The 23,250-nt window shown below is 51.6% G+C and carries 32 protein-coding genes; 2 read left to right on the top strand and 30 right to left on the bottom strand.

What is annotated here, in order from left to right; translation table 11 throughout:
- From AFK65_RS09625 to AFK65_RS22425, 8 genes are all read right to left on the bottom strand, one after another.
- A complete protein-coding gene (locus tag AFK65_RS09625) occupies positions 1 to 528 on the bottom strand; it encodes a tail assembly protein (RefSeq protein WP_032804400.1) in 528 nt (175 codons plus the stop codon).
- Positions 471 to 1,190: a C40 family peptidase gene (locus AFK65_RS20990; protein ID WP_071602529.1), complete on the bottom strand. Its 720-nt coding sequence runs from the start codon at positions 1,188 to 1,190 to the stop codon at positions 471 to 473. The genes AFK65_RS09625 and AFK65_RS20990 overlap by 58 nt, the downstream gene beginning before the upstream one ends.
- Entirely contained in the window at positions 1,190 to 1,894 is a 705-nt protein-coding gene (locus AFK65_RS09615; RefSeq protein WP_032804398.1) for a phage minor tail protein L, read from the bottom strand. Before AFK65_RS09615 ends, AFK65_RS20990 begins: the two co-directional genes overlap by 1 nt.
- Positions 1,895 to 1,930: 36 nt before the next feature.
- Positions 1,931 to 2,278 (bottom strand): phage tail protein, encoded by a 348-nt coding sequence (locus AFK65_RS09610; RefSeq protein ID WP_007706599.1) that lies wholly within the window; start codon positions 2,276 to 2,278, stop codon positions 1,931 to 1,933.
- Complete coding sequence (locus AFK65_RS09605; protein WP_236612729.1) at positions 2,278 to 4,689, bottom strand: phage tail protein; 2,412 nt, start codon at positions 4,687 to 4,689, stop codon at positions 2,278 to 2,280. Before AFK65_RS09605 ends, AFK65_RS09610 begins: the two co-directional genes overlap by 1 nt.
- 57 nt (positions 4,690 to 4,746) lie before the next feature.
- Positions 4,747 to 5,040 carry a hypothetical protein gene (locus AFK65_RS09600; RefSeq protein ID WP_007706594.1) on the bottom strand — a complete coding sequence of 98 codons (294 nt, stop codon included), beginning with the start codon at positions 5,038 to 5,040 and terminating at the stop codon, positions 4,747 to 4,749.
- Between the two features lie 124 nt (positions 5,041 to 5,164).
- On the bottom strand, positions 5,165 to 5,521 hold the full coding sequence (locus tag AFK65_RS09595; protein ID WP_007706592.1) for a putative periplasmic lipoprotein: 357 nt from the start codon (positions 5,519 to 5,521) through the stop codon (positions 5,165 to 5,167).
- A 146-nt stretch (positions 5,522 to 5,667) separates the two neighbouring features.
- Complete coding sequence (locus AFK65_RS22425) at positions 5,668 to 6,618, bottom strand: BRO-N domain-containing protein (protein ID WP_007706590.1); 951 nt, start codon at positions 6,616 to 6,618, stop codon at positions 5,668 to 5,670.
- Between the two features lie 245 nt (positions 6,619 to 6,863).
- Here AFK65_RS22425 and AFK65_RS09585 point away from each other — a divergent pair, with 245 nt between their 5' ends.
- Positions 6,864 to 7,190 carry an Arc family DNA-binding protein gene (locus tag AFK65_RS09585; protein WP_370445825.1) on the top strand — a complete coding sequence of 109 codons (327 nt, stop codon included), beginning with the start codon at positions 6,864 to 6,866 and terminating at the stop codon, positions 7,188 to 7,190.
- Positions 7,191 to 7,333: 143 nt separating this feature from the next.
- Here the strand turns inward: AFK65_RS09585 and AFK65_RS09580 are convergent, their stop codons facing one another.
- The 20 genes from AFK65_RS09580 to AFK65_RS09495 all read right to left on the bottom strand — a co-directional run bounded on the left by AFK65_RS09580 (position 7,334) and on the right by AFK65_RS09495 (position 21,124).
- A complete protein-coding gene (locus AFK65_RS09580) occupies positions 7,334 to 7,636 on the bottom strand; it encodes a hypothetical protein (RefSeq protein ID WP_050555778.1) in 303 nt (100 codons plus the stop codon).
- On the bottom strand, positions 7,620 to 7,982 hold the full coding sequence (locus AFK65_RS21795) for a hypothetical protein (RefSeq protein WP_032804395.1): 363 nt from the start codon (positions 7,980 to 7,982) through the stop codon (positions 7,620 to 7,622). The genes AFK65_RS09580 and AFK65_RS21795 overlap by 17 nt, the downstream gene beginning before the upstream one ends.
- Before the next feature lie 66 nt (positions 7,983 to 8,048).
- Complete coding sequence (locus AFK65_RS09575) at positions 8,049 to 8,738, bottom strand: DUF6246 family protein (RefSeq protein WP_007706584.1); 690 nt, start codon at positions 8,736 to 8,738, stop codon at positions 8,049 to 8,051.
- Positions 8,720 to 9,313 carry a hypothetical protein gene (locus tag AFK65_RS09570; RefSeq protein WP_032804394.1) on the bottom strand — a complete coding sequence of 198 codons (594 nt, stop codon included), beginning with the start codon at positions 9,311 to 9,313 and terminating at the stop codon, positions 8,720 to 8,722. Before AFK65_RS09570 ends, AFK65_RS09575 begins: the two co-directional genes overlap by 19 nt.
- Positions 9,295 to 10,752 carry a glycosyltransferase family 2 protein gene (locus tag AFK65_RS09565; RefSeq protein WP_032804393.1) on the bottom strand — a complete coding sequence of 486 codons (1,458 nt, stop codon included), beginning with the start codon at positions 10,750 to 10,752 and terminating at the stop codon, positions 9,295 to 9,297. The genes AFK65_RS09570 and AFK65_RS09565 overlap by 19 nt, the downstream gene beginning before the upstream one ends.
- Before the next feature lie 39 nt (positions 10,753 to 10,791).
- Positions 10,792 to 11,286, bottom strand: a complete 495-nt coding sequence (locus AFK65_RS09560) for a hypothetical protein (protein WP_032804392.1) — start codon at positions 11,284 to 11,286, stop codon at positions 10,792 to 10,794.
- Positions 11,287 to 11,309: 23 nt separating this feature from the next.
- Positions 11,310 to 11,693 (bottom strand): phage tail termination protein, encoded by a 384-nt coding sequence (locus tag AFK65_RS09555; protein ID WP_007706568.1) that lies wholly within the window; start codon positions 11,691 to 11,693, stop codon positions 11,310 to 11,312.
- Positions 11,690 to 12,058 carry a hypothetical protein gene (locus AFK65_RS09550; protein WP_007706567.1) on the bottom strand — a complete coding sequence of 123 codons (369 nt, stop codon included), beginning with the start codon at positions 12,056 to 12,058 and terminating at the stop codon, positions 11,690 to 11,692. Before AFK65_RS09550 ends, AFK65_RS09555 begins: the two co-directional genes overlap by 4 nt.
- A 1-nt stretch (position 12,059) precedes the next feature.
- Positions 12,060 to 12,410, bottom strand: a complete 351-nt coding sequence (locus AFK65_RS09545) for a hypothetical protein (RefSeq protein WP_007706566.1) — start codon at positions 12,408 to 12,410, stop codon at positions 12,060 to 12,062.
- Positions 12,411 to 12,678: 268 nt separating this feature from the next.
- Positions 12,679 to 13,059: a DUF7370 family protein gene (locus AFK65_RS09540; RefSeq protein WP_007706565.1), complete on the bottom strand. Its 381-nt coding sequence runs from the start codon at positions 13,057 to 13,059 to the stop codon at positions 12,679 to 12,681.
- A gap of 2 nt (positions 13,060 to 13,061) precedes the next feature.
- Complete coding sequence (locus AFK65_RS09535; RefSeq protein WP_007706560.1) at positions 13,062 to 13,259, bottom strand: hypothetical protein; 198 nt, start codon at positions 13,257 to 13,259, stop codon at positions 13,062 to 13,064.
- A 9-nt stretch (positions 13,260 to 13,268) separates the two neighbouring features.
- Positions 13,269 to 14,360 (bottom strand): major capsid protein, encoded by a 1,092-nt coding sequence (locus AFK65_RS09530; protein ID WP_007706557.1) that lies wholly within the window; start codon positions 14,358 to 14,360, stop codon positions 13,269 to 13,271.
- 12 nt (positions 14,361 to 14,372) lie between these two features.
- The gene (locus tag AFK65_RS09525) at positions 14,373 to 14,801 is read right to left on the bottom strand and encodes a hypothetical protein (protein WP_007706555.1); all 429 of its coding nucleotides are present in this window, start codon (positions 14,799 to 14,801) and stop codon (positions 14,373 to 14,375) included.
- Positions 14,802 to 14,806: 5 nt separating this feature from the next.
- Positions 14,807 to 16,207: a DUF2213 domain-containing protein gene (locus AFK65_RS09520; protein WP_007706549.1), complete on the bottom strand. Its 1,401-nt coding sequence runs from the start codon at positions 16,205 to 16,207 to the stop codon at positions 14,807 to 14,809.
- 11 nt (positions 16,208 to 16,218) lie between these two features.
- Positions 16,219 to 16,326 (bottom strand): DUF7279 family protein, encoded by a 108-nt coding sequence (locus AFK65_RS22485; protein ID WP_420888537.1) that lies wholly within the window; start codon positions 16,324 to 16,326, stop codon positions 16,219 to 16,221.
- A 134-nt stretch (positions 16,327 to 16,460) separates the two neighbouring features.
- Positions 16,461 to 16,679 (bottom strand): hypothetical protein, encoded by a 219-nt coding sequence (locus tag AFK65_RS09515; RefSeq protein ID WP_032804391.1) that lies wholly within the window; start codon positions 16,677 to 16,679, stop codon positions 16,461 to 16,463.
- Between the two features lie 34 nt (positions 16,680 to 16,713).
- The gene (locus AFK65_RS09510; protein ID WP_007706545.1) at positions 16,714 to 17,694 is read right to left on the bottom strand and encodes a phage minor head protein; all 981 of its coding nucleotides are present in this window, start codon (positions 17,692 to 17,694) and stop codon (positions 16,714 to 16,716) included.
- Positions 17,648 to 19,105 carry a DUF1073 domain-containing protein gene (locus tag AFK65_RS09505; protein ID WP_007706535.1) on the bottom strand — a complete coding sequence of 486 codons (1,458 nt, stop codon included), beginning with the start codon at positions 19,103 to 19,105 and terminating at the stop codon, positions 17,648 to 17,650. The genes AFK65_RS09510 and AFK65_RS09505 overlap by 47 nt, the downstream gene beginning before the upstream one ends.
- Before the next feature lie 11 nt (positions 19,106 to 19,116).
- Positions 19,117 to 20,580 carry a phage terminase large subunit family protein gene (locus AFK65_RS09500; protein ID WP_032804389.1) on the bottom strand — a complete coding sequence of 488 codons (1,464 nt, stop codon included), beginning with the start codon at positions 20,578 to 20,580 and terminating at the stop codon, positions 19,117 to 19,119.
- Complete coding sequence (locus AFK65_RS09495; RefSeq protein ID WP_007706533.1) at positions 20,567 to 21,124, bottom strand: terminase small subunit; 558 nt, start codon at positions 21,122 to 21,124, stop codon at positions 20,567 to 20,569. Before AFK65_RS09495 ends, AFK65_RS09500 begins: the two co-directional genes overlap by 14 nt.
- A gap of 51 nt (positions 21,125 to 21,175) precedes the next feature.
- On the opposite strand from AFK65_RS09495, the gene AFK65_RS09490 reads away from it, so the two are divergent.
- Positions 21,176 to 21,568 (top strand): hypothetical protein, encoded by a 393-nt coding sequence (locus AFK65_RS09490; protein WP_032804388.1) that lies wholly within the window; start codon positions 21,176 to 21,178, stop codon positions 21,566 to 21,568.
- A 40-nt stretch (positions 21,569 to 21,608) separates the two neighbouring features.
- Here the strand turns inward: AFK65_RS09490 and AFK65_RS09485 are convergent, their stop codons facing one another.
- Positions 21,609 to 21,815, bottom strand: coding sequence for a hypothetical protein (locus AFK65_RS09485; RefSeq protein ID WP_007706527.1), 207 nt, complete (start codon positions 21,813 to 21,815; stop codon positions 21,609 to 21,611).
- Positions 21,816 to 22,069: 254 nt separating this feature from the next.
- A complete protein-coding gene (locus AFK65_RS09480) occupies positions 22,070 to 22,756 on the bottom strand; it encodes a Rha family transcriptional regulator (protein WP_007706523.1) in 687 nt (228 codons plus the stop codon).
- Positions 22,757 to 23,250: the final 494 nt, after the last annotated feature.

The raw sequence follows: 23,250 nt of genomic DNA, 5'->3' as shown, positions 1-23,250 counted from the left end.
TTAGCTAATTGATTCTGTCCAGTCCTGGTTGTTCGAAGTGTCGATACCGAGGGATATTACGTTTGAGCCAACCACCATCTCGCCAAGAAGAAGAGGCACCGGCCGGCCCTGACCGACGCGGTTTTCAGCGCTTGTAAAAGAGTTGTTCGTGATGGTGTTATTTTCTGCCGCTTCTGCAGCGTTCTTTGTTTTCATGTTACGCGCCATGTAGATGGAGTAGGCAACAGATGCCGCGGCTATAACGAGCGTAGCCACCAGGGCTACGGTGCCTGTGATAGCGCCTTCCACTACAGGAACGAAAAGCACGGTTGAGCCATCAGGAAGCTTCCTGTCCATGTGCAGGCGGATGGATTCTTCTGTCACATCTTCGCCAGCCATACGGATGCGTATGCGGGTTTTCAGGAAATCCTTTTTGAATTCGGGGCTCTGTGCCAACAGAAGACGCAACCCCTGAGCAGGGGTCTCAACATTCATCTTGACCTGGCGGAAATGTCTTCGTAAATGCCCTGCAAATTTAAAGATGAGCACCTTTCGTGTCTCCAGATGGAATGAGTTTGCTTAATGAACGCTGGCCTGTAAGGCTCCCTGCGGCTGAGGTGACCAGCGCAGTCATGATGGAGCACCATATTTTCGTGCAGGAGGATCATGGCGTGGCATGGGTCAGCACCAGGGAAAGGCTGGCGAATGATTACGTCGCCGGGCTCAACTTCCGACAGTTCCACCCGATGGAAATCATTGGCCTCCATATTTTTGAGATACAGGTTCTCTTCCCGCAGCCACCACCCCTGCGTCCTCTCAAAATCAGGCAGGTCGATACCGCAGAGATGATACGCATCACGAAAAAGGGTGTAGCAATCCATCACCCCATGCTCGAACCGGCGGCCAAGCAAATGCGGTACTGCCCTGAACTTGAGCAACCGGCCATTAGATGCCAGCCACCATGGCAGGTCAGTCAGCACCTGCGCATGACGATCTGCACCTGAGAGGACGGAGTAGCTTTCAGGGTGTGAATGGAATACCGCCGTGATATCACCCAGCTCTTCTGCTGCAAGCCAGTCATCGTCGCTTATACGGAAGTGTCGCGCTGGCTCAGGGTGTGAGTTACTGCATGGGAAGAACACTGAGTCATCAATGATTAGCCCGCACACCTCGTCACCTGATGTTACGGCATAATCGAGGCACTGCTGAATCAGCTCACCTTCTGTGAGCCTGGGAAGCTGCTTATCGGCATTGGCTCCGGGCGCGGGAATCGAAACCTGCATCCTGTCCTCCTGTGAGAGCATTTATCTTTGGCAGGGTCAGATGTCGGGTTATCCCTTTCGTCTGCAACTGGCGGACCATCGTATCCACATCCGGTCCCGCGATACTGCCACTGGCATACATCAGCAAGAATGGTTCTGGCCGGGATGATGGCGTTATCGCAATCAATTGGCGTTGCCAGGGTATAGGTGACCTGCTCGGCGGTTTCCTCTGTCATCTCTTCCACGACGTAACGAGAAACCGCCTCCATCGATGGATCTGCATCGGGGTTACCATTTGGAAAATTGACGGCATCGAGATGCTTAACCGGCACCTGGCGGCGAGTAATCACCACCCCGAGCATGTCGTCGAAGTCATGGTTAATGCCGGTTATCAGGCCGGTGATATTTGCAACCGTCATGGTTGGGCGCGCATACGCCCCTTCGTTATTGCTCTGAAACCCTTCAACAGCTATCGGGTATGCGGGATAGGTGGCCCCCTTCCAAACGACATCCCCGTAATATCCATTGGTGCCGGAGTGAAAGCGGATTACATCACCGCCATAGGGCTGAAGGTTTGCCTCGAAAAGGTCAATGAACGCGCCAACGCCCGCGTCAACGCTTTCGATAATCAGTTCCGCTGGTATATTGCGCACGGAAAACTCCCATTAAAAAAGCCACCCTAAGGTGGCTTATCTTGGTACTTGTTCGAAAGTGGCTGTCAGTTCGTAATATCCGCCCGTTTTGACCGTGATCCATGACCGACAGACAAATAACTTCTGTATCCCGGTATCTGACGGCGTCCAGTAGAAGGACTCGACGGCCATTCTTGCTTTAAGGAACGCGTCGATAGCTTTTACCGGATTAGCCCGACAGTTGTCGTCTGCACCCCTGAACACAAGCGAGTACTTATCCATGAGCGGGTTTATACCTTTAACCTGGCGCTGCTCATAACCGTCACCAAGCTTTACCACCGCTACATTAGGTGTACGCTCAACGGGGAACGCCTTTTGTGGTGACCAGGTGAATGTCTGCGGCATTATTTCCCCCGGTTTAGCAGGCCATTAGGCCGCTGCTGGTCACGAATGGTTTTGAGGCTAACTTGTTTCATCATCTGTGCCATCTTCGACATAGTGGCATCATCTATGCCGCCAGTAGTGTTTATTTCGAAGTTAATGTTCTGAACGATGCTGCTCCCACCGCTCCCGCCCTTCTGCATATCCCTGTTGCTAATCACCCGACCATTGTCACCCGGTATCATGTACTGGCTGCCGTTATTAGCCTGGTAAATCTCGGGCTTACCGCCCTCGCCTACCCGATACATGGAATTTGCGGATACAGGCCCACCATGCTCACGCGCGCCAGCAACAGCCATTCCTTTTGCTGCAAGCAGAGAGCCAGCATATGCCGTCTGACCGACAGCCGCCGCTGAGCCATAGGTGGCAATAGATGCGCTAATGGCTGCAGGAGCCCATGCTGATGCAGCTGCCGTTGCTTGTGCCATCGTTGAAGCAAGTGATGCCGCAGCCGCAGCCTGGCCCATGATTTGGCTTTTTACCCATTGAATGCCCATCTCAACCAGTCCGCCGACCACACTTCCGAGGATGGTAGTGCCGATATTGGCGAAGGCTTCCTGAAGGTTTTGGGTGCCGTTAACAAGCCCGGTTATCGCATTGGTTGCTCCGCCCTGAAGCGAGTCGATGGCAGAAGCGGCGAGCTGGTTGATTTCGCTCTGCTGCTGCCATTCCTGCCACATTGCAGCCATTCTTTGTTGGCGATACTGATCTTCTATAGCGGCGCGAGTTTGCTCAACCTCGGCAATTTTTTGAGGATAAAGTTGAACATACGCATCTAATGAGGCCATCTGTTGCTGGAACTGATTATCTGCTGACAAAACAGGTGAAGACTGATTGCGAACATTTTGATAAGCCTTTTCGGTATCTTGTCTCTGCTTCTCAGCCTTTTGCTGCTCCTTCAAAGCGCTTGCGGTGTCGTAGGCCTGCGCTGCGTATTCTCCAGCCAGTCTGATCTGTTCCTGGGTTGCGCTTTTACCAAGCGATTGTTGCGCCTGTAGAATGGCCTGCTCTCTGCTTAGCTCCTGAGTTGTCGCCCCAGCCAGCATTGCTTTCTGACGCAAGTTTTCAAGCTTCTGGGCTACTGATTCGGTTACTGTTGATTGTTTTTTCGCAGCCCGCTCGGCATCTTCCCTTGCTTTTTTTTCCTGCTCAAGTTGTGCATTTATTCTTGATGATGCGATGAGTTGGTCTTTTTGTTCTTTTGTTAGGTCCTGCTGAGAAATTCCGTACTCTACGGCGGCCTGTTTACCCTTAGTTAAAGCAATTCTCTGCGCCTCAAGCTGCTTGCTGATATTGTCGAAATTTGCTTGTTGAGCCTCTGTGCGTAAGGATGAAAGCTGGTTTTCAAGGTCTTTAACCGCTTGTTCTGCATTGGCTGCAGAAGCCCCTGACAATGTTAATTCTTCCCTAAATCCAGAAAGAGCTAATTTACCCTCTGAAGTAGTGGAGCTCATTTGCCCTATCGCTTGAGATAATCTTGTTACGTTATTAGGAGAGGGGTTTCGTGCCAGATCGTTGAGCATTCTGATTAGCTCAAATGCTGACTGGCGAGAAATTGAAAACTTATCTGCTAGTAACTCTACGGTGTTAGATATTGTTAGTGTGGTCTGATTGAAAGCTGGCCCAGCCGCGCTTGCTTGACTCATAGCGTCGGTATAGTTATCCGTGGTAATGCTCAGTGCATCTAATGCATTTCCAGCCGCCTTAACACTGGCAGCGCCACCATTGATACTTCGAAGCCATGATGATTGCTGATCAACGATATTGCCTATCGCCGAGCGCGCCTTTTCTACCTCTGAGGCGTATTTTGCGATAGCAGCATCTCTGAGCTGAGTGGCGAGCGCAGCATTTGTTACGGCAAGTCGAGCATAATCATTAGACAAAGCGGCCACACCTTGGCTATTGATGACCACTATTTTATTTAGGTCAGTAGCCGCTTTCTCAAGCTTTTCCATCTCATTGCTGGTACTTCCAAGCGCTGTCATTAATACGCCAGTCAATACCGAACCAAGGGCTATGAATGCACCAACTACTGCGCCAGCAGGACCAAAAGCTCCTGCTAATTGTGACCCCTGTTGACTGAATGCTACCAGAGCAGACTGACCTCCCTGCACTTGAACAATGAAGTCCTGAATTTGGTAGCCAGCCTGCTGGAATGTGCTTCTAAATTTTCCTGAGGAATTGGACGCCTCGTTGACAGCCTTAGCTGTACTGGAGAGCTGTGTGTCTAATTTTTTGAAGGTGTTAATATTTTCATTAACCGAAGATTCCAGGTCTGTAAGAGTCCGACTGGCTTGCCTCCCCCCTTGTAACAGCGGGGCTACTTCAGCGCTTATCTCATAAACGATACTGCCAGCATTTTGTTCGCCTGCCATGTTTATCTCCGGGCAACAAAAAACCCGCCGGAGCGGGTTTTTATTTATTAAAAAGATTCACTGTAGATGTTTTGCATATTCTGATATTTCTTTCGCCGAATCACACTGGTCTTTAAGCTTCTGATTCATATGCTGGCGAAGTTCTTTATTGCTTTCGCAGGTAGCATTAAGCGACGCAATGCTGTTTACTGCGTAGATAAGCGCTTTAACTGTTTCCTGGCACTGGTCTTTTTTTGAGTTATCAGCGCAGATAACTTCTGGCGAACGCTTTATTTGAATCAGCGCGTCAGACTCCGCAACTGCGTTACAGGCAAATAGCATAAGCATTGCTGCCGCAAAATGAGATTTCATAAACCCTCCGTTACATTTCCTGACATGCTATCAAAAAGCGATCACATATCAACCAACGAGAGGTGAACTTGCGGGGGATTGCATAGCGACTGATACAAAAAAGCCACCCGAAGGTGGCTATTTTTTAGCTCGCGTTCTCGCAACCTGGCTGGCGACGGTCAATGACCTCAGTCCCTTCAACAATAAAGCCAAACTTACCGAACAGGAAAGAGTGGTTGAACTGAGTCACAACGACATCAGAAAGCGCAACTGAGCAACGATTCTTCTCAATAGCTCTGTCGATAGCAGTCTTCACATTGGGAATGCCGAGAGGGAAAATTACCACAGGAGCTGAGTCTTCTCCCTGAACGCGAGCACCTTTAACGAAATTGTTTGAATTGAGGTTGTAGTTTTTTGTACTCGCCACGGTCAAATCGGCCACGCGTGAGCTACATCCTGCCAACAACATTACTACTGCGGCTAAAGCCAATGCCTTTTTCATTTTTTATGTTTCCATTGATTGCAATCAGAAACATCTTAACATCATAAGACCGCATGACTTACCCGCCATTTTTGGTAGCAAAAAACCCGCCGGAGCGGGTTTGGGTTATCCTTACTTTCAGGAGATTGGCTGACACACTAGTTCGACTAGCGGATTGCGCGCTCAATCATGCCTATTTTCTGTCGGAGGCTTTCAAGGTGATGCTGAAGAGAAAGCAGTTGGAACAAGGCCGCCTCCACTTCATATCCCATATTTCTCAAGTCACCCAGCATTCTTCCAAGAGGATTGGGGTTATCGCCATTTGGAACCAAATTATCTACCGGATATCTCCATGGCGCACTGAGAGTGTGATCATTCAATTCTCTGATATGGCTGTACTGATTGAAGTAGGACATTGGGTAAGAAATTGGCAGGGCCATTTGCTTATTGGCCTTTCCAAGAAACTCACCCTCTAAGCCGTTCAGGTACTCAATCGCTTCACCAATCTGAGTTGGTGTAAGCTGATGAATGTGTTTGACTTCAAACTTACTGTGAACGTGCTTCCAAATGTCGGGGTAAATGCGCCCAAAGCCCGTAGCAATCAGGCGCTCCGCCGTTTGGCGAAGTGGGGTGAGCTGAGCCGCTGATGACTGGTGATCCTTCTTAGCTACAACCGGCTTCACATACGCGCCATGCTTACGGATGGCGGGAAGCACTTCGGCAGTAACCCACTTGCGAAATGCGTGAGGAACGGAACCCTTGTTCACAGCATCGCGGCAGCGAAGCACAAGAGTGTACATGCCTGACTCACTAACGATGTTGGCTTGGTCATTACCGCGACTCAAGCCCTGAATTGAAGTTAGGGCTACCTCATCTTCATCGAGGTTCTTGATCGCCTTAGTAGGGTTGCCAAGCTCAAGCGCACGGCAAATATCGGCAGCTACAAACCACGGCTCCCCTGCCTTATCTATCACACGGATTTCGCTATCACCGAACTTGAAAATAGTGAATTGCACGCTTTCTTTTGCTACACTCTTCATTGTTAGTTCCTTGGAAGTTACTGACAAATTAGAAGCCCTGACTGTTAGCGCAGTTGGGGCTTCGTTCATTCCGGGCATCTGATTCCGTTCCTTTCTACATACTCCCTCACCGCCCTTACGACCTCTTTACTAAATGACCGGTCTGACTTTTCGGCCAACTCCTCAACGGCCCTTTCAAGCCACTCGGGCATGCGCAGCGTCTTTACTTTCATCCCTTCCTCCATATGTATGTGGTACGCATACATAGTATTGTGGTACGCATTGCTAGTCAATAGGTATGCAGTTTATATTGGAGGGAACTATCAATTTTAAAATGGGGACGCGTGGGCATCTTAAAGGTCGCCCGTGCGGTAGCTATGGCTGAAAGAAAGTACAAACATCCTCAGGTCAACCTGCGACTCCCAGAAGACCTCAAAAACAGAATTGCAGAGTTGGCAGAGAGCAATGGCCGCTCCGCTAATGCTGAAATGGTTGCAGCTATAGAGGCTTGGGTAAAGAAAAGTCCGAAACAAGAACCAGTTAAGGTAGATGTAGAGGCGCTAACAAGAAAAGTCGAAAAGCTTGAAAGCGTTGTAATGCAGGTTATCCAAGAAGTTAAATATCCCTCCCCCTCCTCACTCATCGAGGATAAAGAAAAAAAACAAGACTAAGAAAACTCTCCTTCAACACCCTTACTTATTAATTTAGAGCACTTACTGCCAAATCAGCCTCTTCAACTTACTCGTATTCACATATCAACCAGCGGGAGGGAAACTTGCGGAGGATTGCATGCAAAAAACCCGCCGGAGCGGGTTTATTTTGTAATCAGCGCAATCAGCAGCGGCACAATGATAGACGATACAATGAGGCCCACTAACCATTTCTGATTCTCCTCAATTTTGTCGCCCAATCGTCTTTCAAAACCACTCATCTCATGACGAATGCCGCGAATCTCTGAGCTAATGTCACTGATGCTCTTCTCTCGAATAGCATCATTGACTTCAAGCCTTGTTAGCCTCTCACTCTCAAACATACCGCCTCCTCCGCCACCTCCCCCTCCGTGATGGGTTTTTATGTCAACAACGTTAGCAAATGGGTCCTCATTCCTTTGATTCATTGAGTTTTTCCTCTACCCATTTAACAACCGGCCAAACGGAGTGATAGCTTGTGAAACCGCAGTTTCTGCAAATTATCCTGTGCTCATAATTTATAAAAGATAAAGGAGGTCCATAGGCATCCACCCTTACCCAAGAAACATATACGGAAGACCGACTGCCATTAGGACCAACTTCAACTTCTTGTGCTTGAGGCGATCCTACGTTATCGCTACCACAGCATAAGCACACTGGAACGGCAATTCCTTTGGATGCAAGAAAATCAGCAAACAACTCTGGAGTTACTTGCTTAAGCCTTTTCTCAAGATATTGTTGGTGCTCCAAATTGCGCCGTTCTTCTTCGCTCATAGAATTTACCACTTATGTTTTTGGTAAATTTACCACGACCATTTTAAGGATGTTACTGTTCATTTGTCAGGTAGAAGACAACCTTCTAGCCTTCCTGGCAAGATAATCATCTGCTACCTGATCGTACTCTTCGCGGGTAAATCCTTTCTGCTCAGGGTATTTGGTTGCCAGTAGCATCTGAAACTTGGTCATCGTCAGATTCCCGGCTTCCTGCTCGGTCATGCCGAAATGTGCCTGCGCGGCCACGATGTAATCAACGGCGCGGAACTCTGTGCTGGTCTCCCCGTTTTCATGCCGCTGGAGTCTGCGCACTTTCGCCTTGCCTATAACGCCATGGGTTATCAGTGACTGCGCAATCAGCAGCATGTCAGATTCAGGCAGCGCGCCCTTTCGAATCTTGAATGTGCGACCGTTGCCTTTCGACGGATGGAATACTCCGGTCAACGGGCCAGCGTCCTTTTCACAACATGCATTGAGAACAACCACTGAAGCGAGAAACGCCTTGCGGCCGTAACTGGTGGTCTTGATATGGCTGATAAGCCATTGCGGAACGTATCCGTAAGCCTCAACGGCTCGATTCACCAGGCTGGTTACTTCATCGTTGTGCAGGTCGTAAAACACCTGAACGATCTCCTCTGGCTCACCAATACGCGACATGTTCACAAATGACGGCCGGAAGAAGTAATCCTCACCGTCAACGCTGATGAGGCACTCGCCAATCTCTTTAAGGGGGATATTCACCGGTAAAGCCTCCACGCTTTTCTTCTCTCGGTTCTCGGCAGGCCGTCGAAAGCCTTTTCCACGGGCATCTCGTCGGCATGGTCTACAAGGGAATAGCAAGGGTAAACAACATCCCTTCCCCATGCGTCGCCGAGCGCATAGTCCGCCGGTTTACGCTGGCTCCAGTTCATCAGGATGCGGTTAATTCCGCTGGCTGGCAGCGCATAGCAGACGCCGTGAATCAGTCGGTTCAGGGTGATGTAATCCGCACGGCACCTGTCAGCTGCGATAAGACGTTCAGCAATCTGTTGCTGATACTGCGGCGGGCGACCGGTGCCAAGGTAGAAACTGATTAGCTCATCAGGGAATCTGGCGCACCATTCAGCCGCGAGTTCTGCAAAACCATCCACCGGCTGGGCATCATCTTCCAGGACGGTCACTCGCGCTGACTGGCCGGCAGCCCAATTAATTGCTCTCAGGTGATTCCAGTTGGCACCGTGGTCGGCATCATCGATAAAAAGCCGCGCATTAAGGCTCTCAGCAAGCCTGTGAGCCTGCTCGGCGCGTCGGTGATGACCTACCACCGCGAATGTCACTTGTGCTGCCACCATGCTGTTTCCTTGCCGATTCCGTTGGTCTTAAACACCGTGTGCACTTTCGGGCCGGTAATAACTCGGTCACCGAAAAACTTCGCCACGATGCCGAATGCGATCATGTCGCCAACCGCCCTGGCTGCCCCCTCTTTCTTCCAGAAGCGCTCCGACTCAATGCGGTAGTAAAGCCGCACGATGCGGTGAGCAAACTCCATGACATCTTCTCTTAACCCGCCAAGTAATCCGGCATTCAGCATGGTGTCGCTGGCGTACTGTTTCAGGAATGACTGATACACGCGCTCAGGATGATTTTTGATGGCCCATTCATCGGAATAAGTCTTCGGCTCAGAACCGACATAAATCACGCCGGGCTGCATTTCTTCCCATGGTGAGAGAAGCATCTCGACATCAGTCCCGTCGGTACACCAGACGAAACGATATTCCGGATGCTCGCGCAGGTGCTGCCAGATATGCAGCCAGCGCCGGAAGTAAACGTTCATATCTACAACAGGTACTCGCACCGTCGTCTGGCCTGGCGGTGAGTATTCAAACTCGTCAGCGAGAATGACTGCATCGGCCCCTTTAATCGATTCTGACCATCTGGCGACAAGCGACTGCTCTGGCTTCATCCTGGTTCCTCGCTGCGGGTCAGGATGACTGGTCAGTAAGGTTGTGATTACGGCATTACGCTGTCTGCGGTACGGCGCCCACCCGGTATAACCGGAGTCGCGGCGCTCATTGTGTATTTTTACGTTGTTGCTGACCTGCCGCTCGCGCTCTGGCTTGGGTACTGAGCGCTCTACCGACTCATGCTCATCCAGTGAGTAAATCAGCTTCCCAGAGCCGATAACGTCGGCATATGCCCATGAAGTAAGGCCTGCATTATGAATGCGCAGAGCGAGGTCTGAATGCTCGTACATCCCGCGCCCGTAAACCGGGTCGAACCCGCCGACCTTTTCAATCGCGCTCCGGTGGTAGTAGAGCATCACGCCGCGCTGCCCTGTGTAGGCGATGTGTTTTTCATCGCGGTACAGGACTGAAAGGTCATTCAGCTTTCGTGGGCCAGCCAGGTCGAGAAACTGATACGCAAGATGAGGCTCAGGAGACTCGATATACGGAATATGCCAGTCATCAGCAATCGGCCATGCGTCATCGTCCCACAGGAAGAGGTGTTCGCAACCGGCATCAATCAGGGCTTCAATGCTGGCGTTTTTGGATGCCACGATTCCCTGTGATTGTTCATGACGTATGAGCCGTGCGTATTCTGGCGCTACGGCAGCCGGCACCGAGCCATCATCGACAATCACAACCACTGCGCCGGGCGGCAGATGTTTCTGGTGCTGCTCAAGAGCGCGAGCCAGTACGTCTGGTCGGTTATGAGTGGTGATGGCAATACCAATGCCAGATGAGCGCGCCGACGCTGGCTCGTAAGGAATTCCGTTTATCAGAACCTGCATATCTCTGTCTCAGAAAGGGGGCTTGCGCCCCGCTGTGTTTTAGCTGGAAGGTTCGGAGGTGTCAGTAACCTGCACGGTGCTGGAGTCACCCACTTTGAACTCGGTGGTGAAGGTCACGATATCATTGGTGCCACCGTCAGAGCTGAGGGCAGTGATAACCATGTAACCCTGGAAGGTCACCGGACCGTATTCCATGCGAACCCAGATGCCAGGCTGACGCTTGGCTTTAAGCTCGCTAGCGAAGTACTTGATGAAACGACCGATGCCGTACTGGTCAAGCTTGTCGTTTTTACGCACCTCACCTTCAAAGCTGATGGTGAAGTCCGAGTTTGTGGTGATGCTCTCGACAAAGCCGCCGCCATCGTCAGCATCACTGGTCACGGTGTTCGGGCTGAAGTCGAACCCTTTCGACGTACCGGCGGCCAGTGCTTTAAATTCCGATTCAAGCGGCACGGTGTCCGGGCAGCCGTCGGCAACTTCAAGCACAATAGCGCCACCGAACAAGCGTTCGTTGCTGGTTGGGCAATTAGCCATGTTACTTCCTCTTTGACGTTTAATTACTCGCCGTAGGTGGCGACGAATTGAAGCCGATAGACAAGGCGTCCCTCGGTTGTAGGAACTGGTGCGGGCATAGCGCCCACATTCTGGAGATAACCGACGCAATCATCGGTCATAGGATTTTGCTGGACGTAATCGACAATCTGCTGCACGCGCTCATCGACAAAAGCATTGCCACCTTTTGCGCCGATAACGTCGACCAAGATGTACTGCTCATTGCCGAGGCCATTGCGAATATTGCTGCCGCCATTTGGACGAAACACTATGAACCGGTCAGATTCAGTGCCTGAGTCAGTCCACATCAGCAGCTGAACCTTAAAGCCATCCGTCAGACCAGCATTGATGAAGTAGTTACGCACGCGCGTATGCATCGGCGGATTCATAGTGACAACTCCTGCTTCATAACCCGATCAATCTGCTCGCGGGTGTCCTCAAAGCCTTTGGTCAAAAACTCTTTACGGGCTGTGGCGCGGCGGAAGGTTTGAGGAACATTCGGATCGTGAACATAAACCGCATACTTGGCCGAGTAACCCACCCTGCCAGTTACCTTTGTGCCGTTGGCGTCAATCTCACGAAATTGGCTGTTGAGAAGCGTTGATGTGTCGATTGGTGTGTATAGCGCTGCCTGAGCTCCGCCGATTAACAGCGCTGACTGCACAGCCCTAACGACCTTACGCCCCTGCACGTCATTAATCAGCGCGTCCAGATTAGCTTTCGCCTGGGCAATGCCGCGAACTTTACCGGCCATATCAGACTCCCGTTATGATGGCGTAGTCGTCGGCGATCCGCTCGAAGGTGTCTTCATCGCGAAGCACCTGTTGAATCTCATCGGCTCCAGCTTCTTTCGGGTCAGCCAGGTCGGAGATCCCTATCAGCACATAATCGCCAGCCTTAGCCAGTGCGTACTCAGTCCAGATTGTGTTTTTCGCAACGATTTCTGAACCAATACCGCCGACGCGCTTGCTCAGGCCGCCTTCATAGCCGCAAAGAATCTGCTCAGGCGCTGCATAACCGAGCGGGTCGCCGTAATCGTCCTGACCATCAAGCTTGCGCCAGATTGTCGCTGTCGCGGTGTATGACCAGTTAGCTACAGCGCTCATAAGGCATACTCCAGGTGCTGGTCTGGTTCTAACCCTACTTTGATGGGCTTAACCTTTACTCGTGTGACAATTGATGAGCTTACGTAATCACCTTTACCCAATGGGAAGAAAGGTGGTGGTGAATCGCTGTCAAACCCCAGGTAGAGGAAGAATGCCTTCGGATGTGTCTTGCGGTCTTTGATGGCTTTATATGTGTGCTCACCAGTGGAGTCGATATAGGTAATTTCGACATACACACCAGATAAGGATGAATTAATGCAATTTGCCATCAGCAGCCCCCAACAACATCAAAGAAGCCGACTCGGCTACCCACATCAATCGGCAGCGATGCCGTGCATCCGCTCTTGTCCAGTGACAGGAGCGAATCACGCATCGAAAGCACATCGCCGGTGTAGTCGAACGACCGCGACGCCCCTGAAGGCGCTGACTGCGATTTAATGCGCTGACTGTATGCCGTTAAGGCCATGAGAGATACGGCATAGACCTGAATCAGCACGACGTCACATTCGTCGTAGCCAGACGCCTCCAGGCACTGCTCAATGCTGCTGAGCTTGCAGAGATATGCGTCGATGATGAAATCAGGGATGGAGTAACCGAGGGACGACAGCTGCTGTTTAACCTGCGCTGCTGTGATTGGCGTGATAGCCATGGTCACTCCTTATCTTTGGGTTTCCGTCCGCGCCTGGGTGTGGCGACTTCCAGCTGGCGCTCTTCCAGGTACTCGGCCAGCCCGGCATTAACCCAGCGTTCGGCGATTGAATCGGCAACCTCTACCTCAGAGCCAATCTCCAGCTTCTGGAAATTGGCACCGGCAAAAAGGTTTGATGAAATTACTTTTACCAGTGCCATATCGCTTCCTTAGCTGGTCGCTTCGCCGGTGGCGTGAACCACGGAGTAGTGACCGTTGATGTCGGTTTTGACCATCAGGCCCATTGCACCCCAGGTGCGCCAGATGTAATCGCTGTTGTAGAACGGACGCGGGTCGGCAACGGTGCCGATGGCCTGGCCTACAATCGGAGCAACTACGCCAGCCTGCAGCGGAACAATCAGGATTTCGTTCCCCTGCAGCTTCGCGTCTTCTTTAATGGCCGCGATGCCGGTCAGGGTCAGGAGTTCCTGCAGCACGGTGCGGGACTGGAAGTTGTCGCTGTAATACTGCTCCCAGTTGGAGACGATTTCAGAGGAAACGTACCAGGTCTGCTGGCCGTACTGGTAGTTGCCAAGCTTCAGCACATCGCGCAGACGGATTGATTCGGCGCGCATGGCTTTCGGGTCGGTGCTGGTCGCCATGTTTACGTTCAGCGTCACCTGAGCGACACGCTCATCAGCGCGGAAGCCTTTCCAGGTCAGGCCGTCGAATACTGCGTAGTTACCAGCCGCGTCGCGGTAGCCGTCCCACATGTAATCAACGTACTGACGCTGAACATCTTCCACGGAGCCGCGCTGAGCGTCAGCCTGAGACTGAAGCGCCGACGGGCTGTTGAAGATTGGGTCACGCCAGGTGAACTTGAAGCCGGAATCGTGGATCGGAACCATCGTGCCGTCGAAGGTATAGACGCGAGCATCGAGTGCTGCGCCAATCTGGCCGGACATTGATGTGTGTGCCCAACCACGACCGCCGGTGCGGGCGTAGTCGTAACGGGATTGCTCGATACGTACAGAGCGGGAAAGCGGCATCAGGTCGTTCAGCAGAGTGAACTGCGTGTTGGGTTCGAACTGCTGTGTCACGGTGGTATCGTACGCACGGTACAGGCGACGGATATCATCAACCGCGTTAACGGCGTTCAGCGTCGGAGTATCTTCAGCAGCGCCACGCCATTGGGTGCGAGACAGAAAATCAGCAACCGCCTGGGCGGTAGCGTTACGTTCGGCCTGCAGCGCGCGGAACTGAGCCTGGTTTACTTCCAGGTTGCCAGTCTTCTCGCCAAGTGATTTGGAATATACAAACATTAATCGGTCTCCTTACTTGACCACTACGCGCAGCAGGTCGCCTGCAGCAACAGTTGTCGCTTTGTCTTCTTCCACGAACAGGACTGCGGATGCAGTGCCGCCGGAAGTGACGCGACCATTAGAGATAGCCAGTGCCTGGCCTTTGTTATAAGTGCCAGCAGCAGCGCGGACGTTCAGGAACATGCCTGGCAGTAACTGAATGCCGACGACCAGCTCGTTAGCAGGAATGACGTCATCGACGCCCATGCAGCGCAGATAGTCATAGTTCGCCACATACAGCACAGCGCTTTCGCCGCCGTTGGTGGATGCGGTGAATTTGCCGTTGGTGAATACGCCGATGGTGCCCGGCTGAGTCGCTGCGGCTGCCCCGCCTTCGCGGTTCAGAAGCGGGTTCGGGAATACGCCACCCGCGTGAATTACGTGTTTACCGTCTTTAGCCATTTTTATTACTCCGGCATCTCAGAGAAGGGTTTATCGGTGGAATGGTTGAATGCGCCGGACAGGCTGCGAGTGGTAGCGCACTGTGCATACAGGCCATCCAGAGCTGCGCCGTCGAGGGCGTTGACGGCCATGTCGTCGAGCTTGAACTTAGCTTTCACCGCTTCGCGCTTAGTCGCTTTTTCCTGGTCGGCGTTAGCGGTCAGGCCGGATTCGATAGAGCTCAGCTTGTCGGCAAACGGCTTAAACCATGCCGGTGCTTCTTCGCTATTGGTGGCTTTGTCTTTGGCGGCCTTTTCTTCGGCCTCTTTCTTCTCGCGAGCAGCCTTTTCTTCCGGCGTCCCACCTTTAGAAGCCGCTTTCTCAACAGCCATCTGGTTGAACGCATCCAGCAGCTCAGCTTCTGATTTGCCTTCTGTCGGCTTACCAGCGGCTTTCAGCGCATTGATAATCATGTCTTTCATCGGATCTCTTTCTCCGTTGGTTTTAATTTCGTACTCAGGTGGTTTGCGCACGACTTCTACAGGTTCGCCGACGAATTGAGCCTTGCCGTCATCGTCGATGAGGTACTTCTGTTTGAAATATTTATCTGCATCCCGATAAACGAAGGAGTCCGGCCATACGCTTTCCGGCCATACCCAATCATCGTTGTCACGACCCTCACGGAGCTTGTCGCTAATAGCCCGCTGGATATCGTCGAATGAGAAATTTGATGCGTTGGTAAAGAAGAATTTGGTCTTGTTAAGCAGGCCTTCCCTCGTGCAGTTCGATGCCTGCGCGAGGTCTGCGTTTTCTACGCTTACTTCCTGTTGGGAGTTGTCCGCGTTAACGAAGATGCCGACGCCTTCTTCAGGGGTTGCGGCTCCCCGCTCATCAAGAAGGATTGCCACATGGTCGAACTGCATATTGCGAGCGACCCATGAGTAGCTCTTACCCTTCGACTTGCCGCTGTTCTGCTCGCGACGCAGCAGGAGCCCGGTAGATACGTGGATCGGCTCAGCGTTTGAGTTGGCCTGAAGCTCATCAAGACGCTCGATGAGGCGCTTACCCTTCTCGCTGGACTGAGCGATACGCTTGTTGACCTTCATGTCCATAACGACGCGATCGCCGTCTTTGCGGACATTCTCAGCCCATGCGCCCACGTGAAACTGGTTAACCGCTCGAGGGTTAGTGGCGCTGACGTGCTCGTTGCCAATCTTCGGATGCCCGAAAGGCATGGGATTGCCTTCGAGCGTTTTAAAGCTCTTGTTAATCTCCTCAGCCGGATACAACCCGCCATTCATGACAACGTCATCCACGACAGGCACGACGCCACGAATGACGATATGCTCGTCACCGTCGATGGTTTCAGTTGAGATGTTTGAAGAGTTGATGGCGAGGGATTTAACGTGGATGCTGGATAGCTTCACGTTGCTTCCTCTTAATGAATTTTGTTTTTGCGCGCCTTGCGGAGTTGCTTCTTGGTTGGTTTGGCAGGAAAGAAGTGGCATAAGCACACATTCTCAATGTTTCCATTGTCCCACCGCATCTCTATACGCTTTGAGTAAACCCAGCCTCGAATCGGGAAATTAAGGTCATAAGCTAATTGCCACATAGCAGCCTCATTGGTGGATTTCAGGCAATAAAAAAGGCCGCCGTGGCGACCTTAGATTATGTGTTCATTTAGTTAGCAAGTAATTCTTCGTAATTAGCCGGGAAGGAGACGCCTGGCTGCTTTTTCAGGGCTTCAATCCGATCCTTGGCAGCTGCAGCCACGGCTGGGTCATGGTAATGCCGCTTAATTGCTTCCAGAATTAGATTACCTGTCGACGAAGACCCTATATTTCCTTCGTATTCGGCCCGGGTTAGAATCTTACGAATTTCTAGATCCAGCTCTTCCATTTTCATCTCCATTACAGTGAAAAATAGCTACCACCTAGCTTGCAGGTTGCCATTTCTTTCTTTCACTTGCCAACTTATCCGCCAGACCTTCATTAAAAATGTGTCCATCATCATCCAGCAGCACCGGAATCTGGCTGCAATAGCAATTCCAACGGTTGCCATTTTGCGCGTAGAAAGCCTCTACTTCTTCCGTGGTGAAAGTCTTACCGTGTCGTGCAGCGTGCCAGGGGCGTGTCGTCGATTTCAGAGCCGATATCCACAGCAGCGCTGTGTTAAGGCCCAGACGCTCCTTCGACCATTCTGCTTCTGACCATTGAGCCTGCCTTAACGCACCAACCTGCTCCGTCTGCGCTATTGTTTTGGCTCGGCTCATCGAAACATCGAGGCGCTTGCTAATCAGGCTTGCCGTCTCGCGCGGGTTAACGCCACGGCCTATCGCATCAGCTACGATGTTCGACAGGTCAGCACGGGCGGCATCACTTATCCCGCGCCATTCGCTGTAAGTGGAGATATAGGCCGCTGCAACCTGGTTTTGATACGCCGGACTGCTTAGCAACTGCTGAAGCGTCGTTGACTGCTCGTAGACAGCCGACTGCGCCGAAAGATTGGTGAACGCCTGCAATGTACCGCGCTGATACTCATCAGAAACGTACTGGAGCGCCCAAAGGTTGTTACTCCCACCCTCCAGGAGATAATCGTCCAGAATCGTTTCTATGCGCACTAGCAGGTCAGACAGTTGCTGTGGCGACATATCGTAGATGAAAGTTCCCGCATTCACCTGGTAGAGCGTGTCCGGCTTACTACCTTCCCTCGCCAGGATATAGCCGTACAGCGAATTGCCACTGCGCTCTCTGCCAACCAGATACCCATCGAGCAACTGCTTCAGTGCCATCTTTATCTGGTAATAACGGTTCTCGATATCCCGGAACATCCGGTTAACCGGTCGGTATGACTGCGTGGGGTCGGCTTTATTGCGCGGAATTATCGGGCTGCCCGGTCGTTGTCGGTTGTTCAATTGGGTCACCTGTCAGCGGGTCTGTAGTCGCGGTGCCGGCAGGCTCCTCTGGTTCACTGATTGGCTCAAGCTCACCGACAGCACGGATTTCATTCTCAGTAATCGCTGGAGTGCCGTATGCCTGCTGAGTGTCTTTAGCCACGGCTGCCATCGCCTGCATATTTGCGATCTTCTCTTTCTCACTCGGCGCGAGTAGGTCAGACCATGCGAGCGTAACCTCGCCAGACTTCGGTGGGTCGATGACGCCAATCTCCCAGAAGCGCTCAATGACGCGGGTGATGAAGTCAGACATGAAGCCCCAGCGACGACCATTGCAGCGCTTGGCCCAGTCCGTCTTGTCCTCATCTGAAGCAAGACGACCGGTCTGCTGGCCAAAGAGAATGGTGAACGGACACTGAATCGTCGCGGAGAACTCATTAGCAGCCACATTCCATGTAGGTGTCGGGTCGGCGGTAGCAACCGACAGCACAGACGTTGTTCCAGATTGAGTGACCAGCGCTGAATCAGTACCGCTATTAAGCTTCATCATCTTGTCATTCATCGCTTCGCCGAGGTCTTTATATCCCGCCTCCACTGCCATGCGAGCAATGTTCTCCATCTGCGTGGATTCACCAAATGCAATGCTAAGCTGGCGACTGGCATTCTTCAGGAATCCTTCAGCACTACCACCCGATGTTTTCTCAATGTCGAGAAGCTTGTTGTACCCGGCGCGCAAGAGCGGGATGCCGGAGAGCATATTCTCGTCTTCTGCGCCTTCACAGAGGATAATTACGCGGCTCGGGTGAACCTGAACGCTACGCACCTGACCATAAGTGCCATCATCACCGACTGGCTGCTCGTTGAAGTTGTACATCACAGGCTGGCCGTACGTTTCCGACATTGTATCTGTGTCGAAATTGCCTGGCTTAATCTGCGCTTCCCATGCCGGGATAAGCTTAACCACTGCCTTCAGGCGCTCGGTGCCGAGAGACCTGATGTAGTCGGCGTTGATCGGGTCTTTCCATTCGCGGCCATCCTTAACTTGAATTAACAGGGCCGAATAGCGCCCCACGAGATTGCGGCGGTCGGCGTCTTTCAGCTTCGCCCAATGGCGTTTGAGAAGCTTTTGAACGGTGCGCTCCCATTCGGTGGTCTCGCCAGATTCATCCTTCTCTTCGCCGTCGATGATGGTCGGATTATCGACCCAGCACGAGTCCAGAAGCTTATGCACCGCTGCATGAGCAACAGCATTACGTTCATAAGCGCGATAGTACTGGTCGAAACGTACCTCGCTCGGATATCCGAACTCGTCCCACAGCTTTGTGCGCTTGGTGTTCCCGTTCTGCCCGTGGGCGTACAGCATTCGTTGCCGCCCTATCGCATCAGCAAGGGCGTTCACGAGGAATGAAACCTCGCCTTGTTGTTCACTCACTGATGAACTCCTTAGAAGAAGATTGCGCCTTTAGCCTGGCCGCTTAATTCGGTCATCGCCCATACCAGCGCATCGAGGCGGTCGGGTGATTTTTTGGAGGTGGTTGGCACGTACTCCATTTGCTGGTTTTCCAGTTGATAGAGATTGCCGCGGTGGGCGACGCGGCCCTGTGCATACAGCGCTGATATTGGCTCGGCTCGCGCGAACTTACCCTTGCTCGCATGGACACGGATGATTCGGTCTTTGAACCCGGCATTGCGGAGCGTGTCCTCTGCCATGTCACCGCCCTGGTTGGTTTCAATCACAATCGCATCGGCGTCATGCTGTTTGTAAGCGTCCATTGCACGCGTTGCCCAACCGTTAGGGGAATATTTGCCGCTGTAGTCACCATCGGCTGAGTACTGTCGCTTATCTCCAGCACCGTATGAGCTTGCGGCCACAATCCCCGTTTCATCGCTCTCTTCGCTGTTGGTGGCTTGCGGGTCGATAGCAATAACCGTTCTGGATAGCTGCTCGGTGATGTTCAGAGCGCGTGCTGCTGCAATCATCTGCTCTGTCCACAGCGCGCCCTCTGCGTTGAACCTGCGAGGGTTCTGCATGTACTGCGCTTCGGCTGTACGGCGATGAGAGAACAGCGCTGTGCGATGGCTCTCGTTGTGCTTGAAAGGCCAGAGCCAGCCATCAGGCAAACCGTGCTCAATCGGTATGGCGTGACTGTTGTCAGGGTACTGCTCCAGATAGGATCGGCTGTTGTCGATGATTACCGGCAGATTCAGGTGGTGCCACATCTCACCACTACCACCTCGCAACAGATACCCGCTCAGGTCGTGGTAGTGGATGCGCTGCATGATGACTATCATCGGCGTGGTTTCGATAGCCAGACGCGATTTAATCGTCTCGTTGAAGCGGCTGTTTACGCCGTCACGAACAGTCTCTGAATAGGCGTCATCGGGTTTAACCGGGTCATCGATAATCAGCGCGCCCTGCCAGCCTGGCTCCATATGCCCGGCACGGAAACCCGTTACCTGCCCTGCTGACGATGAGGCATACACACCGCCGCCATACTCAGTCCACCACATCGCCTTACTGTCAGCATCGTCGCGCAGCTCCATCGGCCACATCGCCTGGTAGGCTTGCGACTTAATCATGCTGCGGGCAGTGGATGAGTTCAGAAGCGCGAGGTTGTGCGAGTAGGACAGGTGCATGAACCGGGCCCGCTTATTCAGCGCTAGCCCACGCCCCATCATGTTGATGGTTGCCAGCTCTGTTTTCGTGTACCCAGGTGGAACGTTGATGACAAGCCGGTTAATCTCGCCATCTATCACTCTATCCAGCGTTTGCTGAATAACCTTGTGATGAGGTGCAACTATCATCTTGCCGCCAGTTCGCTGTTTGAAGAAGTAGCGGGCAAAGTAAAGCCCGTCCTCTTCGCACTCTATCCGGCGCGCATAGTTCTTTTGCTCAGCAGTCGTCATCCTCCAACATCTCCCGCCGGGCAGCTTTGTATTCGTCTTTCGTTAATGCGGCAACTTCAATCGGTCCGCCGTTCTTGCCTGTATGCTCATGCGCCGCCTGCTCTTTGAAAGCCATCACGCTAATGTGCTTGCCGAGAAGCTCAAGGTTCTTAACCTTGTCAGGCCACTTAATCTTCTTCAATAAGGCAGCACTATCGGCGGCAGCCATCTCTATGACGTCAATTCCAGAAAGTGTTGTGCGCCATACCTTCGGCCAGTCCTTAATCGGCTTGATTTCCCCGTTAGCCAGTAGGATGTCAGCGACGTCCATCTGGTCGATATCAAACAAGCGTTTCAGCACATAATCAGCATCAACCTCGACCCGATCATTGCGTTCTGCTTTAAGTTCGGAGATTCTGGACTGGATGTTAAGTTTCGCTAAGTTTTGCGAGCCTTGTTCATTGGCGGTCTTTTCGCTGTACCCCGCCCGAATAGCCGCTTGCGTAGCGTTCAAATCGATGAGGTACTCGCGACAGAACATTTCTTGTTTGTCGGTGAGTGCCATAAATACCTTTTAACTACACGAAAATGTTATGGTTGAGTAAAGGATGGTCCTATGAGTAATTCAAGATCGATCTTAGATAGCAGTAAAAGCTGTGCAATTGTGATGGAAGACAGCCATGGTAATGACTTTTCAGGCATGAAAGTTAAAAACTTCGATGTGGGAGTCAGCCTTAACAATAGCAACAACAACAACTTCAGTGATTCTTCTTTTACCAACGATGAGAATTTTCATAAAACTATCGACACTATTGAGCAGGAGATGAAATCGAAGGTGCCTGTCGATGATTTTGTTAAAATTTCAAAAACTATCGAACAAATGAGAAATAATTACAAAGGTAAGGATTTCAAAAAATCCTATTTAAGATTTATAGAGGTCACAGCTCAACATGTGTCCATTGTTGCACCATTTCTGCCACTTCTTGCACCCTATATACCTTCCTCCTAAGTCATCAAGTGCCCTTGATATTATCCATAAGGGCATTCTTTCAGATTTTCTCATTATGCAGAATGTCGCTTTGAGCAAGTACGTACTCCATGTTGAGTACCTCATCAGGTGCCAGGTATACCCATGAGCCGTCTTCGCGAGCGATGCCGATGAAGCCGTTGATAATCTCTGGCTGAGATCGGTTCATCAGACCTTCATGCGTCTCGCCAGTTTTGGTTTTGACTGTGATGCGGTAGGTGTCTGTCATGCTCTCCTCCATTCGTCATTAAGTAATTAGGGCGGACTATAGGAGCAACAAAGCGTCCGATTAACATCCACAGGAGGATTCATGACGTCAGAAATTTATATTGCGGCTTTTATAGCCATCAGCCCATCCATAAATGAGATCGTAAAAACCGCTTGTCTCGCGATAAGGCTGTGCTTAATCAGGCCATATCATCAGGCGCACTCGCAAATGCGCCTTGTGATGAAAGCCGTTGTGAAAGAGGCTCTCACCTCTTCTTAGGCTGCCAGCTTGTGCTGCTCTTCAATCAGAGGCTGGCGATGATTGCGCTCAAACAGGCCGGTCAAACTCGCCTTCCTTTGCTCAAAATCCCATCCCATGGTGATGAATACCGTGTTTGCTCGCTGTAATTCGGTGATGCAGTGAATCTGCTCTGGCGTCAGGTAATCCCGAATAGGCTCTTTCTTGCCTATTTCGTGATGCACTCGAAACTTAGCAGAGGTCATGCCAAGAGCGATGCGGTTAATCAGGTCGGCTTCGTTACTGAAGTGATGAGGCGCGATCTGCTTACCCTGAGATTCGCGCTCATGCTTAATAGCGTCGGTCATAGGTTTGTATTCAAGGCGCGCGGCGTTGCGGTCCATCTTCTTCTTAGCCAACTCTCCACGCATCGCGAAGAATTCAGAGACCAGGCGTTTCTTGAATGCCCGGACAACTTCGTTGTTTCGCATGTAGGTGATTAGCAGCGTGGTTTGTTGTTCGTTTAACAGCGCCACCCTTTGCTTTTGCTTGCCGCCATTAGTTTCCAAGGTACGGATTTCAAATCCGACCCTTCCAAATTCCTCAATGTCACTTTTGTTACGGTCAACCAGCTTGATGATGGTGTCATGGTCTCGACCAACGCCTTTGGCGATGGCATCAGTGTTAGTGACAAGGTCGAGTTTCTTGATTTCAACTAATTGCATAGCGATTACCTTTTAGAAAGTTGAGCCTGTTCGCACAGAAAAGCCGCCCCGAGATGGTCGCCACCATATACGGCAGTTCTCAGGCTCAGCTTTCTGAAAGACTCGGGAATGTTATGCGCTGCGACGCGCGAAGGGGTTGTGCTGCTGATGTATCTGTAATGAATCTCGGTAAGCTTCACTAAGGATTAGTAAGCAAGGGATGGCAATTGAATTGGCACCCCTTTAACAACTAAACCAAACAAGGGGGCTTCATGCTTGATCAAATCGTCAGTGGTGTCGTAGTAATGCTCGTAGCAAACGCAATCCAGTCCGCTACTAAATGGACCTATCAATATTTCAGGCGACTTATTTCAGGCACTGCTGCCTGATGTAGTCCTGAAGCGCATCCGTGAATGCGCCTTGTGATGGTAACTTTGGTAGTAATAAGGCGGCGAATCAGTCTGCCATCTTCGCACTCCAAACAGACCATATTTCTGGATTGGCAGACATACGGC

Source organism: Cronobacter universalis NCTC 9529, from assembly GCF_001277175.1.
Lineage (GTDB): Bacteria > Pseudomonadota > Gammaproteobacteria > Enterobacterales > Enterobacteriaceae > Cronobacter > Cronobacter universalis.
The sequence above is the reverse complement of the archived record's forward strand: the minus strand, read 5'-3'. Positions and strand labels throughout refer to the sequence as shown.

Coding starts and splice junctions, on each gene's coding strand:
- AFK65_RS09610 (WP_007706599.1), bottom strand. CDS start 2,278: ATGCCGCAGACATTCACCTGGTCACCACAAAAGGCGTTCCCCGTTGAG.
- AFK65_RS09605 (WP_236612729.1), bottom strand. CDS start 4,689: ATGGCAGGCGAACAAAATGCTGGCAGTATCGTTTATGAGATAAGCGCT.
- AFK65_RS09600 (WP_007706594.1), bottom strand. CDS start 5,040: ATGAAATCTCATTTTGCGGCAGCAATGCTTATGCTATTTGCCTGTAAC.
- AFK65_RS09595 (WP_007706592.1), bottom strand. CDS start 5,521: ATGAAAAAGGCATTGGCTTTAGCCGCAGTAGTAATGTTGTTGGCAGGA.
- AFK65_RS22425 (WP_007706590.1), bottom strand. CDS start 6,618: ATGCCCGGAATGAACGAAGCCCCAACTGCGCTAACAGTCAGGGCTTCT.
- AFK65_RS09580 (WP_050555778.1), bottom strand. CDS start 7,636: ATGAATCAAAGGAATGAGGACCCATTTGCTAACGTTGTTGACATAAAA.
- AFK65_RS21795 (WP_032804395.1), bottom strand. CDS start 7,982: ATGAGCGAAGAAGAACGGCGCAATTTGGAGCACCAACAATATCTTGAG.
- AFK65_RS09570 (WP_032804394.1), bottom strand. CDS start 9,313: ATGGTGGCAGCACAAGTGACATTCGCGGTGGTAGGTCATCACCGACGC.
- AFK65_RS09565 (WP_032804393.1), bottom strand. CDS start 10,752: ATGCAGGTTCTGATAAACGGAATTCCTTACGAGCCAGCGTCGGCGCGC.
- AFK65_RS09560 (WP_032804392.1), bottom strand. CDS start 11,286: ATGGCTAATTGCCCAACCAGCAACGAACGCTTGTTCGGTGGCGCTATT.
- AFK65_RS09555 (WP_007706568.1), bottom strand. CDS start 11,693: ATGAATCCGCCGATGCATACGCGCGTGCGTAACTACTTCATCAATGCT.
- AFK65_RS09550 (WP_007706567.1), bottom strand. CDS start 12,058: ATGGCCGGTAAAGTTCGCGGCATTGCCCAGGCGAAAGCTAATCTGGAC.
- AFK65_RS09545 (WP_007706566.1), bottom strand. CDS start 12,410: ATGAGCGCTGTAGCTAACTGGTCATACACCGCGACAGCGACAATCTGG.
- AFK65_RS09540 (WP_007706565.1), bottom strand. CDS start 13,059: ATGGCTATCACGCCAATCACAGCAGCGCAGGTTAAACAGCAGCTGTCG.
- AFK65_RS09535 (WP_007706560.1), bottom strand. CDS start 13,259: ATGGCACTGGTAAAAGTAATTTCATCAAACCTTTTTGCCGGTGCCAAT.
- AFK65_RS09530 (WP_007706557.1), bottom strand. CDS start 14,360: ATGTTTGTATATTCCAAATCACTTGGCGAGAAGACTGGCAACCTGGAA.
- AFK65_RS09525 (WP_007706555.1), bottom strand. CDS start 14,801: ATGGCTAAAGACGGTAAACACGTAATTCACGCGGGTGGCGTATTCCCG.
- AFK65_RS22485 (WP_420888537.1), bottom strand. CDS start 16,326: ATGCGGTGGGACAATGGAAACATTGAGAATGTGTGCTTATGCCACTTC.
- AFK65_RS09515 (WP_032804391.1), bottom strand. CDS start 16,679: ATGGAAGAGCTGGATCTAGAAATTCGTAAGATTCTAACCCGGGCCGAA.
- AFK65_RS09500 (WP_032804389.1), bottom strand. CDS start 20,580: ATGACGACTGCTGAGCAAAAGAACTATGCGCGCCGGATAGAGTGCGAA.
- AFK65_RS09495 (WP_007706533.1), bottom strand. CDS start 21,124: ATGGCACTCACCGACAAACAAGAAATGTTCTGTCGCGAGTACCTCATC.
- AFK65_RS09490 (WP_032804388.1), top strand. CDS start 21,176: ATGAGTAATTCAAGATCGATCTTAGATAGCAGTAAAAGCTGTGCAATT.
- AFK65_RS09485 (WP_007706527.1), bottom strand. CDS start 21,815: ATGACAGACACCTACCGCATCACAGTCAAAACCAAAACTGGCGAGACG.
- AFK65_RS09480 (WP_007706523.1), bottom strand. CDS start 22,756: ATGCAATTAGTTGAAATCAAGAAACTCGACCTTGTCACTAACACTGAT.